Annotated in this window: 9 protein-coding genes and 1 riboswitch; of the genes, 1 reads left to right on the top strand and 8 read right to left on the bottom strand. The window is 61.3% G+C overall.

From position 1 onward, the window contains the following. Positions 1-140 precede the first annotated feature (140 nt). The 3 genes from H8S56_RS24280 to ahcY all read right to left on the bottom strand — a co-directional run bounded on the left by H8S56_RS24280 (position 141) and on the right by ahcY (position 4804). On the bottom strand, positions 141-2045 hold the full coding sequence (locus tag H8S56_RS24280) for a DEAD/DEAH box helicase (RefSeq protein WP_024685320.1): 1905 nt from the start codon (positions 2043-2045) through the stop codon (positions 141-143). Positions 2046-2356: 311 nt separating this feature from the next. Beyond that, positions 2357-3217, bottom strand: a complete 861-nt coding sequence (gene metF / locus H8S56_RS24285; RefSeq protein ID WP_268744498.1) for a methylenetetrahydrofolate reductase [NAD(P)H] — start codon at positions 3215-3217, stop codon at positions 2357-2359. A 177-nt stretch (positions 3218-3394) separates the two neighbouring features. Further along, positions 3395-4804, bottom strand: coding sequence for an adenosylhomocysteinase (gene ahcY / locus H8S56_RS24290; protein WP_024685318.1), 1410 nt, complete (start codon positions 4802-4804; stop codon positions 3395-3397). A gap of 23 nt (positions 4805-4827) precedes the next feature. Continuing rightward, a riboswitch (S-adenosyl-L-homocysteine riboswitch) is annotated at positions 4828-4938 on the bottom strand. A gap of 277 nt (positions 4939-5215) precedes the next feature. Between ahcY and H8S56_RS24295 the strand changes: the two genes are divergently transcribed. Then, on the top strand, positions 5216-5611 hold the full coding sequence (locus tag H8S56_RS24295; protein WP_004880288.1) for an acyl-CoA thioesterase: 396 nt from the start codon (positions 5216-5218) through the stop codon (positions 5609-5611). 212 nt (positions 5612-5823) lie between these two features. Here the strand turns inward: H8S56_RS24295 and otnI are convergent, their stop codons facing one another. The 5 genes from otnI to ltnD form a co-directional block, all read right to left on the bottom strand. Continuing rightward, a complete protein-coding gene (otnI, locus tag H8S56_RS24300; protein ID WP_187519999.1) occupies positions 5824-6606 on the bottom strand; it encodes a 2-oxo-tetronate isomerase in 783 nt (260 codons plus the stop codon). A gap of 22 nt (positions 6607-6628) precedes the next feature. Next, positions 6629-8086, bottom strand: coding sequence for a GntT/GntP/DsdX family permease (locus H8S56_RS24305; protein WP_024685316.1), 1458 nt, complete (start codon positions 8084-8086; stop codon positions 6629-6631). Between the two features lie 159 nt (positions 8087-8245). Next, positions 8246-8884 carry a 3-oxo-tetronate 4-phosphate decarboxylase gene (gene otnC / locus H8S56_RS24310; RefSeq protein WP_073167291.1) on the bottom strand — a complete coding sequence of 213 codons (639 nt, stop codon included), beginning with the start codon at positions 8882-8884 and terminating at the stop codon, positions 8246-8248. Next, positions 8884-10173 carry a 3-oxo-tetronate kinase gene (otnK, locus tag H8S56_RS24315; protein WP_187520000.1) on the bottom strand — a complete coding sequence of 430 codons (1290 nt, stop codon included), beginning with the start codon at positions 10171-10173 and terminating at the stop codon, positions 8884-8886. The genes otnC and otnK overlap by 1 nt, the downstream gene beginning before the upstream one ends. 10 nt (positions 10174-10183) lie before the next feature. Further along, entirely contained in the window at positions 10184-11089 is a 906-nt protein-coding gene (gene ltnD, locus H8S56_RS24320; RefSeq protein ID WP_024685313.1) for an L-threonate dehydrogenase, read from the bottom strand. Positions 11090-11754 lie beyond the last annotated feature (665 nt).

Here is an 11754-nt window from a genome sequence, read left to right on the forward strand (position 1 = left end):
CCGCCTCCCACAGTCCGTTGGTTGCAGCAAGACGTGTGTATAACGATAACCGCGCAGTGACGGGCACGGTCGGCGAGCGGGCAACCGGCACATACAAAAACGCCCCGGCAAGCCGGGGCGTTTTGTTTGCTGCTCGGCGATCAGCTGTCGCGATTGCGGGTCAGCAGGGCCGGTTTTTCACCGCGTGGGCGGGCGGGCAACTGATCCAGCTGCTCGGCCGATGGGAAGCGGTCGATCTTTGACTCTTTGTGCACGATCTTCGGCTGTGGCTGACCATCGCGCTGGCTGCGCACGACCGGCTCCTGCGGTTCGCGAGGTGCACGGTCGTCACGAGGCGCTGACGGACGACGGTTGCGCGGAGCCTGACCATCGCGTGAGCGGGGTGCGGAACCCGCGCCTGCGCCTGCGCCATTACGCTTCGGTGCGCCGGTGCCGGAACCCGTACGAGCGCCGCCACCAGTGCGACCCGGATTGGCAGGACGTGCAGCACCGCCGGCTGCCGGAGCTGCCGCGCCAGGCGCTGCTGCCGGGCGACGGCCACGATTCTGGCCTTTGCCCTGGTAAGGACTGACGTAGTCGGCGCGGTTGCCGAAGTTATCCACTTCGTCATCCAGGAACTCATCAGGCGCACGGTCCGATTGCGGGCGCGGTGCGGCGGCTTGTGAAGCGCGCTGTTCGCCGCGAGGCGTGCCTTCACGAGGTTTTTTTTCGCGTGGTTGACGGGCAGGGCGTTCGCCACTGGCTGCAGCGGCAGCCGGTTTTTCCTTGCCCTTATCCTTTCCCTTGTCGCGACGACCGCCGTTGTTCTTGTCGCCATCACCACGGGCCGGACGTGCACCACGTGTGTTGCGAACGTCAGGACGCTCACGTACTTCAGGCTTTTCAGCCTCGACTGCAGTGATGTCGAAGCCCATCAGATCGCCGTCCGGGATCTTCTGCCTGGTCATGCGCTCGATGCTTTTGAGCAGCTTCTCTTCGTCCGGTGCGACCAGCGAGATCGCCTCGCCCGAACGGCCTGCGCGGCCCGTACGACCGATGCGGTGAACGTAGTCTTCATCGACGTTCGGCAGCTCGAAGTTGACCACGTGCGGCAACTGATCGATATCCAGGCCGCGTGCGGCGATATCGGTGGCGACCATGATGCGGACATCGCCAGCCTTGAAATCGGCCAGGGCCTTGGTGCGTGCGTTCTGGCTCTTGTTGCCGTGAATCGCAACGGCAGCAAGGCCATGCTTGTCCAGGTACTCGGCCAGGCGGTTGGCGCCGTGCTTGGTACGGGTGAACACCAGCACTTGTTCCCAGGCACCGACGGTGATCAGGTGCGCCAGCAGTGAACGCTTGTGGTTGGCTGCCAGGCGGAACACCCGCTGCTCGATACGCTCGACCGTGGTGTTCGGCGGCGTGACTTCGATGCGCTCGGGGTTGTGCAGCAGCTTGCCAGCCAACGCCGTGATGTCGTTGGAAAAGGTAGCCGAGAACAACAGGTTCTGGCGCTTGGCAGGCAAGCGGGCCAGGACCTTCTTCACGTCGTGGACGAAGCCCATGTCGAGCATCCGGTCTGCTTCATCGAGCACCAGAATTTCAACGTGGGACAGGTCGACGCTGCCTTGGCCAGCCAGGTCGAGCAGGCGGCCTGGGCAGGCTACCAGCACGTCCACACCACGGGACATGGCCTGAACCTGCGGGTTCATGCCGACGCCGCCGAAGATGCAGGCGCTGACGAACTTCAGGTCGCGGGCATAGATCTTGAAGCTCTCATGCACCTGTGCGGCCAGTTCGCGGGTCGGGGTCAGGACCAGCACGCGGGGTTGGCGTGGGCCGTGACGTTGGGATTTGTCCGGAACACCATTGGGAAACAGCCGCTCCAGAATAGGGAGGGCGAAACCGCCGGTTTTACCAGTACCTGTCTGTGCCGCAACCATCAGGTCGCGACCTTGCAACACGGCGGGAATGGCCCGCTGTTGCACCGGAGTAGGCTGGGTGTAGCCCGCTGCCTCGATGGCGCGGACTAAAGCCTCGGAGAGACCGAGGGAAGCAAAGGACATGAGTAATCCTGTTCTGTTGGAGCTTAAGCTCAAGGGATGTCTTGCCTGGCGTGAATGGCGTGTAAAGACAACGCGATCCCGTCCGGTCCTGCGGGGTCTTCAGCCTTCTCCTGACGCCTGCACTGGATGAAAAACGTGCTGTTGGCGTGAGCGAGGAGGCGTTTGCAAGACCGAGCGTCCGGGCGTAAGCCTGGCGGGAAGGCTGGAGTATAACAGAGCGAACGCAATACGCCGCGTTCCTGCTGCCCAACGGTGTATTGCGCCGCGATCTCCCGGAAATTGCCAGGGAAATCGCGGTATTGCAGCGGCTGTCAGCGTGGCAGTTTGAGGTTGTTCCAGACTGCCAGGCTCGGATCCGCCTGATTCAGGGTGTAGAAGTGCAGGCCAGGTGCGCCGCCTTGCAGCAGGCGTTCGCACATTTCGGTGATGACGTCTTCACCGAATGCCTGAATGCTTTGCACGTCGTCGCCGTACGCTTCCAGCTGCTTGCGGATCCAGCGCGGAATTTCCGCACCACAGGCATCGGAGAAGCGCGCCAGCTTGCTGTAGTTGGTGATCGGCATGATGCCCGGCACGATTGGAATGTTCACGCCCAGCTTCTGCACGCGCTCGACAAAGTAGAAGTAGCTGTCAGCGTTGAAAAAGTACTGGGTGATCGCACTGTCGGCACCGGCATTGGCCTTGTTGACGAAGTGCTTGATGTCGTCTTCGAAGTTGCGCGCCTGAGGGTGCATTTCCGGGTAAGCGGCGACTTCGATGTGGAAGTGGCTGCCGGTCTCTTCACGAATGAAACCGACCAGATCATTAGCGTGACGCAGCTCACCGCTGGCCATGCCCATGCCCGAAGGCAGGTCGCCTCGCAGCGCAACAATGCGCTTGATGCCAGCGTCCTTGTACTGGCTCAGCAGACCACGCAGGTCGGCCTTGCTGTCACCCACACACGACAGGTGCGGTGCGGCGGGTACTTTGACTTCGTTTTCCAGCTGCAGCACGGTATTGAGCGTGCGGTCGCGGGTCGAACCACCGGCACCGTAGGTGCAGGAGAAAAAATCCGGGTTGTAGCTTGCCAGCTGACGAGCAACGTTCAGCAGCTTTTCATGTCCAGCGTCGGTCTTGGTCGGGAAGAACTCGAAGCTGTAGCGACGTTCTTGGCTCATGGAGGCCGATCTCATCTTGAAGCGAACGGGAGGTCGCAGAGTGGGAGCGGACTTGTCCGCGAAGACATCTGCCTGTCAACGAAAGACGTGTGATAGATCAAATGCCTTCGCGGACAAGTCCGCTCCTACAGGTCATTGATTGCTGCGAGCGTGCGCAGCGTCAGAAACGCTGCGCACACTCACAGGGATCAATCAGTAACGGTAAGCGTGTGGCTTGAACGGACCTTCGACGGTCACGCCGATGTAGTCGGCCTGGGTCTTGGTCAGTTTGGTCACGACACCGCCGAAACCGCGGACCATTTCCAGGGCCACTTCTTCGTCGAGTTTCTTCGGCAGTACTTCAACGGTCAGGCGCTCGGCTTTCTGGGCTGGCGACAGGTTGGCGTACTTCTGCTCGAACAGGAAGATCTGCGCCAGAACCTGGTTGGCAAACGAGCCATCCATGATGCGGCTCGGGTGGCCAGTGGCGTTGCCCAGGTTGACCAGACGGCCTTCGGCCAGCAGGATCAGGTAGTCATCGTTCTGGGCGTCGAATGCGCCTGCGCCAGTACGGTGGATCTTGTGAACCTGAGGCTTCACTTCTTCCCATGCCCAGTTCTTGCGCATGAAAGCGGTGTCGATTTCGTTGTCGAAGTGACCGATGTTGCAGACCACAGCGCGCTTCTTCAGGGCTTTGAGCATGTTGGCGTCGCAGACGTTGACGTTACCAGTGGTGGTGACGATCAGGTCGATCTTGCCCAGCAGCGCCTTGTCGATGCTCGCTTCGGTGCCGTCGTTTTCGCCGTCGATGAACGGGGAAACCAGTTCGAAACCGTCCATGCATGCCTGCATCGCGCAGATCGGGTCGACTTCGGTCACTTTGACGATCATGCCTTCCTGACGCAGGGACTGGGCCGAACCCTTGCCCACGTCACCGTAGCCGATCACCAGCGCCTGCTTGCCGGACAGCAAGTGGTCGGTGCCGCGCTTGATGGCGTCGTTCAGGCTGTGACGGCAGCCGTACTTGTTGTCGTTCTTGCTCTTGGTCACCGAGTCATTGACGTTGATGGCCGGGATTTTCAGCTCGCCCTTGGCCAGCATGTCCAGCAGACGGTGAACGCCCGTGGTGGTTTCTTCGGTGACGCCATGGATCTTGTCCAGCATCGCCGGGTATTTCTTGTGGATGATCTCGGTCAGGTCGCCGCCGTCGTCGAGGATCATGTTGGCGTCCCATGGCTGACCGTCCTTGAGGATGGTCTGCTCGATGCACCACTCGTACTCTTCTTCGGTCTCGCCTTTCCAGGCGAATACCGCGATACCGGCAGCAGCGATGGCAGCAGCGGCCTGATCCTGAGTGGAGAAAATGTTGCAGGACGACCAGCGCACTTCGGCACCCAGGGCAACCAGGGTTTCGATCAGTACGGCAGTCTGAATGGTCATGTGGATGCAGCCGAGGATTTTCGCGCCTTTCAAAGGCTGCTCACCGGCATACTTGCGGCGCAGACCCATCAGGGCAGGCATTTCGGATTCAGCGATGATGGTTTCGCGACGGCCCCAGGCAGCCAGGGAAATATCGGCAACCTTGAAATCGTTGAATTCTGCGGGCGTGATTACAGCACTCATAGAGAGTCTCCATTCCATAAATATGCGAATGGGCGCCGTTGTGCGTTTAAGGCTTGCCGACTGAGGAACAATCGGTCAAACAACGCCCCATCCGAGCCTGACAGGGAAAACCTGCTGCAGCGCCCCTCGGACAGGTGGCGGGAACGGCATCAGCGTGGATGGCCGCTTGAAACGGTTGGCAGTATAGCCGCGCTGGCGATTCTTCCCAAGGTTTTCTGTCGGTTTGCGAGTGTCTGGATCGGCAGTTGCCGGAATGTTCTTGGCCCTCAGCAGCTTACAGCGCCTGATTGTTTGTGCCGGTCGTGGTGCGTCAATCGTGACGATACACCGTCACAATGGGTCCAGGCATGGGCGTGGGCGTCCCGCTCTGCCATCATGCTGATCTCTTATCGAATACGCTCAGGAGTGAACATGAATTTCCACACCCGCAAGTGGGTCAAGCCTGAAGACCTGAACCCCAACGGCACCCTGTTCGGCGGCAGCCTGTTGCGCTGGATTGATGAAGAAGCGGCCATCTACGCCATTGTCCAGCTGGGCAATCAGCGTGTGGTCACCAAGTACATTTCCGAGATCAACTTCGTCAGCGCTTCGCGGCAGGGCGACATCATCGAGCTGGGCATCACCGCCACCGAGTTTGGTCGTACCTCGATCACACTGATGTGCCAGGTCCGCAACAAGATCACCCGCAAGAGCATCCTGACCGTTGAAAAGATGGTGTTCGTCAACCTGGGCGAAGACGGCCAGCCCGCGCCGCATGGCCGTACAGAAATTCGCTACATCAAGGATCAGTTTGACGCGCCCGAGTGACCCGCCTCAACTGGCAGAAGTGCGCGTGCAAAATTGAAAACCGGCTTCAACCAGTGGGAGCGGACCGGGCGGCGCTCCGCTTGTCCGCGAAGATGCCGGTACATTCAGCCGAGGGGGTGCACCTGAAAATCACGCTTCTTCGTAAGTGACAGGTTTTTGCATAGCAGGCGGCGTTTCAATGAGCTTGAGAAAGCGCCGCCTTACCTTTCAGATCACTTCCCCTGCAACTGCCGCAGCCACGCCAGCCCTTCGCTCGTGTCGCCTTTCGGGCGGTACTCGCAGCCGATCCAGCCTGTGTAACCCAGCTCGTCGATGACGTTGAACAGGTGCGCGTAGTTCAGTTCGCCCAGGTCCGGTTCGTTGCGATCCGGCACGCCAGCGATCTGGATGTGGCCGATCCCTGCAAAGTCACGACGCAGCTTGCTGGTCAGGTCGCCTTCGACGATCTGGCAGTGATAGCAATCGAACTGCACCTTGAGGTTATCGGCACCCACCTGCTTGCAGATGGCCTGCGCCTGATCCTGGCGATTGAGGAAAAAGCCCGGCATGTCACGGGTATTGATCGGTTCGATCAGGATCGTGACGCCAGCGCCCTTGGCCTGTTCGGCCGCGAACGCCAGGTTTTCCAGATAGACCGCCTGATGACGCTCACGCAGGTCTTCGCTGGGCAGCAGGCCTGCCATTACGTGGATTCGATCATTGCCCAGCACTTGCGCGTATTCCAGCGCACGCTCGATACCGCTGCGAAATTCAGCTTCACGACCCGGCAGGGTAGCGATGCCTCGTTCGCACGCATCCCAGTCACCCGGTGGCGCATTGAACAGCGCCTGCACCAGGCCGTTGTCGTCCAGGCGCTGCTTGAGCTCCTGTGCGGTCCAGGCGTAGGGAAACAGGTACTCGACCGCGCCGAAACCATCGGCTGCGGCTGCGGCGAAGCGCTCAAGGAAATCATGCTGCGGGTACAGCATGCTGAGGTTGGCGGCAAAACGAGGCATGTTAACTCCAGTCTTCAAAGGGTCAGACGAATGGCCAAAGCAGCAGGGTAATCACGAAGCCCAGTGTGCCCAGCAGCGTGACCAGTACGGTCCAGGTGCGCAAGCCGTCGGCGACGTTCAGGCCTGCCAGCTTGGTGAACATCCAGTAGCCGGCGTCGTTGATGTGCGACATGGCCAGACCGCCACCGCCCATGGCCAGACACAGCAGGGCCAGATGGTTGGCGCTCAGGTCCAGTGTTGCGATCAGCGGGCTGAGAATGCCGGCGGTGGTCACCAGTGCAACCGTGGTCGAACCTTGTACCGCGCGCAGCAGCAGGGTCAGCAGGAAGCCCAGCGCCAGCACCGGCAGGCCGGTATTGCGCAGTGCTTCGGAGACAACCGCGCCGATACCGGTATCGACCAGCACCTTGCCGAATACACCACCGGCACCGGCGATCAGAATCACCATCGCTACACCCGGCAGCGCGGAACCGATCACGTCGGACACTTGCGTGCGGCTCCAGCCACGACGCGAGCCCAGCAGCCAGGCGCACAGCAGGGTGTCGATCAACAGCGCTACCAGCGGCGCGCCGAGTACGGTCAGGACGGCACGCAGCGTGGACGTTGCCGGCAGCATGGTCGTCGCCAGCGTGCCCAGAAGGATCAGCACGATCGGCAGCAGAATCAGCGCGATGATCAGACCGAAGCCCGGCGCAGGCGCAGGCGGCAGTTTGCTCGCCAGGCTGCTGGCGCTTTCCTCGGCACCCAGGGTGCGGCTTTCGGTGGCTTCACGCACGTTCGAATAATCGTTGCGCGCCCAGGCTTCCAGGTCTTCGTTGGTGACATGCGGGCCGTAGACTTCGGCGCGGATATCGTCGGTCATCGGGTAGGTCTTGCGCGTCATGCGACCGGCCACGAAGTAGCCGATCACACACAGCACGGCAACGATCGGAATGCCCAGCATCAGCACGCGACCCAGGTCTGCGCCCAACTGACTGGCCGCTGCAACAGCCCCCGGATGCGGCGGCAGAAAAGCGTGTACCGCCAGCAAGGCTGCACACATCGGCAGGGCGAAGATCATCAGCGGCTTGCGCGCGGCACGGGCTACGCCGTAGGCCAGTGGCATGAGGATGATCACGCCGACTTCGAAGAACACCGGAATGCCGACCATGAAGCCCGCCACTGTCAGCGCCAGCGGCGTGCGCTTGTTGCCGAAGCGGTTGATGAGGGTCCTGGCCAGCGCTTCGGCGCCACCGGAGAGTTCGATGATGCGCCCGATCATCGCGCCCAGGGCAATGATGATCGCAATGTGACCGAGGGTTTTGCCCATGCCGCCTTCAATGGTGGCAACCAGGTCGGCAGGTTTGACGCCCGCGACCAGCGCCACAATGATGCTGACCAGCATCAGTGCGACAAAGGGCTGGAACTTGTATTTCAGGACCAGGAACAACAGCAGTGCGATGCCCGCACCGGCCACGACCATCAACATGAGTGGCGTCATGCCTGTGCGCTCCCATCAAGACCGACAAAGGGTGACAGCGAGCAAATCCGAACAGCGGGGGTGGGGTAAGTCATGCTCTCGATTCCTGTTGTTATTGTTTTCCGGCCATGCCGGGGTTGGCCTGGAGGCGCGACACGCCCCCTGATCAATTCGTTTCGGTTACCACTTGGCGCCGAACACCTGCCGCAGTTCCTCCAGAGCCTCAGGCTCCAGCGGTGCAGGTTTTGGGTGGGTCATCAGCCACAGACGGGCCGTTTCTTCGAGTTCTTCCAGGGCGTAGCACGCCTTGGCCACCGAGCTTTCCCAGACCACCGGACCCAAGCGCTCAAGCATCACGCCACGCACGCTGTTGGCCAGCTGCGCGACCTGCTCGGCCACTTTCGGCGAGCCCGGACGCTCGTAAGCGATCAGCGGGATATGCCCGACTTTCATGACCTGATAGGGCGTCAGTGGCGGCAGAATGTCGTCCTCACGCCATACGCCCGCCAGGGTCAGCGCCACCAGGTGCGTGGAATGGGTATGCACCACGCCGCCCACGTGCGGGTTGCGGTCGTAGACTTCGCGGTGCAGCGCCAGGGTCTTGGACGGCTTGCTGCCGGACACCCACTCGCCCGCCAGATTGACCTTGGCAATGTCGGCCGGGTCCATGCGACCCAGGCAGGCATCGGTCGGCGTGATCAGCCAGCCGTCATCAAGGCGCGCGCTGATGTTGCCCGCGCTGCCGACCGTGTAGCCACGACCGTAGAGCAGTCTGCCGACATCACAGATTTCCTGACGCAGTGCGTTCTCGTCGATCATCAGGCTTCCCCCGCCAGTTGCTTGAGGGCCTTGGCGAAGAAATCGCGGGCGCCGAAGTTGCCGGACTTGAGCGCCAGCGCCAGCGGTTGAGCGCCGTTGCTGAACGTGGCCGGAACCCCCGGATCAATCTGTGCGCCGATCTGCAGCAGTTGCACGCCCAGTGCCTGAACCACAGCGCCTGACGTTTCGCCGCCTGCGACCACGAAGCGCCGTACGCCTGCGTCGAGCAGACCCTTGGCGATCTGGCCCAATGCTTCCTCGACCATTGCGCCGGAACGTTCGACACCCAGCTCGTTCTGCACCGCCTTGACTTCATCCGGCGTGCTGGTCGCGTAGATCAGCACGGTTTGCCCGGCATCTTTGGCGAACGCCAGTGCCTGTTCGACCACGGGTTTGCCCGCAGCCAGGTCCAGCGGATTGATGCGCAGGGCAGGGCGATTGCCTTCTAGCCAGGCCGCAACCTGATCGTTGGTCGCGACCGACGCGCTGCCCGCCAACACCACTTCGCCGCCGCCGACGTCAATGTGTTTGGCTGCTTCTATATCGCGCAGTTTGCCTGCCTTGCGGAAGTTGCCCGGCAAGCCCAGCGCCAGGCCAGAGCCGCCCGTCAGCAGCGGCAGATCGGCGCAGGCTTCGCCCAGCACATACAGATCGGCATCGGACAACGCATCGGCAATCGCCATGCTCACGCCTTCGGCGCGCAGTTCGGCAATCTTGCCGCGTACGCTTTCCACACCCTTGGCGACGCTGTCGTAACGCAGCAGGCCGACTTTGTGAGTGGTCTGCGCTTGCAGGACACGCACCAGATTGGCGTCGGTCATCGGCGTCAGCGGGTGATTCTGCATGCCCGATTCGCTGAGCAACTGGTCTTGCACGAACAGATGGCCACGGAAAATCGTGCGCCCGTTTTCCGGGAACGCCGGGCATGCCAGGGTGAAGTCGCTGCCCAGTTGTTCCAGCAGTGCTTCGCTGACCTGGCCGATGTTGCCCGCGGCGGTGGAGTCGAAGGTCGAGCAGTATTTGAAGAAAATCTGTTCACAGCCGCGTTCGCGCAGCCATTCCAGCGCAGCCAGCGACTCGGCGACCGCGTCGGCTGAAGGCGTGGTGCGGGATTTGAGGGCGATGACAATGGCGTCGGCATCCAGACCGGCCGCCATTTCGGCGCTCGGGATACCGATGCTCTGCACGGTGCGCATACCGCCGCGTACCAGCATGTTGGCCAGGTCAGTCGCGCCGGTGAAGTCATCGGCAATGCAGCCCAGCAGCGGGCGAGCGTCAGTCAGGCTCATCAAAGGCTCCTCAGGCTTTATCGGTCTTGGCTTTCGGCAGTTCGATGCCCGGGAAAATCTTGATCACAGCGGAGTCATCCTCGCGACCGAAACCGGCGCTGGAGGCCTGCATGAACATCTGGTGCGCGGTGGCCGAAAGCGGCAGCGGGAATTTGCTGCTGCGGGCGGTATCCAGCACCAGGCCCAGGTCCTTGACGAAAATGTCCACCGCCGACAGGGGCGTGTAATCGGCGTTGAGGATGTGCGGCACGCGGTTTTCGAACATCCACGAGTTGCCAGCGCTGTTGGTGATCACTTCGTACAGCGCGTCGGCATCGACACCTTCACGCAGGCCCAGCGCCATGGCTTCGGCGCTTGCGGCAATGTGCACGCCCGCCAGCAACTGGTTGATGATTTTGACCTTCGAGCCCAGACCGTGGACATCGCCCAGGCGATAGACCTTGCCGGCCATGCCGTTGAGGATCGCTTCGGCCTTGGCATAGGACTCGGCCGGGCCTGAGGTCATCATGGTCATCTGGCCGGAAGCGGCCTTGGCTGCGCCGCCGGAGATCGGGGCGTCGAGGTACAACAGGTTCTGTGCGGCCAGACGCTCGCCCAGTTCGACAGCGAAGGTCGGTGCGACAGTGGCGCAGCCAATCACCAGACTGCCAGGGCGCAGCGCGGCGATGGCGCCGTTCTCACCGAACAGTACGGTCTCGGTCTGCTCGGCGTTGACCACGACCGTGACGATCACGTCACAGGCAGCGGCCATCGCAGCCGGGGATTCACATGCAACACCGCCTTCCTGAGCGAACGCCTCGGTCACGCTGGTGCGCACATCGCACGCATGCACATTGAAGCCGCTGCGCAGCAACGAACGGGCAATGCCCAGACCCATCGCACCCAGGCCGATGACGCCAACATTCTTAGTGTTCATGCAGTAATCCTCAAAGTCAGTGTCCGTGCCTGTGCTGCTGGCGTGTGGACGTTATTGTTCTGATCTGTGAATCGGATAGTGGATCAATGAGTAAATAATGTGAAGTATTTTTATTTTTCACATAAGTTAACATCGATAGGGTTTTTCGATCAGGCTCGGGGAAAGACGGCCGATTTGTGACACGACAGATTGTGGATTAGTCCGCGAGGGTGCTGGTGTTTTCAGTCGAAGGGGTACGTCTGGAAGTCAGTCTTCGTGAGCAAGCTCACTCCCACGGGTTGAAAACCGGTTTCAGCCAGTGGGAGCGGACTTGTCCGCGAAGGGGGCGGTGTGTTCAGTCGACGGGTTGTGTCTGGAAGTCAGTCTTCGTGAGCAAGCTCACTCCAACGGGTTGAAAACCGGTTTCAGCCAGTGGGAGCGGACTTGTCCGCGAAGGGGCCGGTGTGTTCAGTCGACGGGGTGCGGCTGGAAGTCAGTCTTCGTGAGCAAGCTTACTCCCACGGGTTGAAAACCGGTTTCAGCCAGTGGGAGCGGACTTGTCCGCGAAGGGGCCGGTGTATTCAGTCGAAGGGTTGCGGCTGGAAGCCAGTCTTCGTGAGCAAGCTCACGCCCGCAGGCTGAAAACCAGTTCCAGCCAGTGGGAGCGGACTTGTCCGCGAAGGGGC

This window comes from Pseudomonas triticifolii (genome assembly GCF_014358015.1).
GTDB classification, from domain to species: domain Bacteria; phylum Pseudomonadota; class Gammaproteobacteria; order Pseudomonadales; family Pseudomonadaceae; genus Aquipseudomonas; species Aquipseudomonas triticifolii.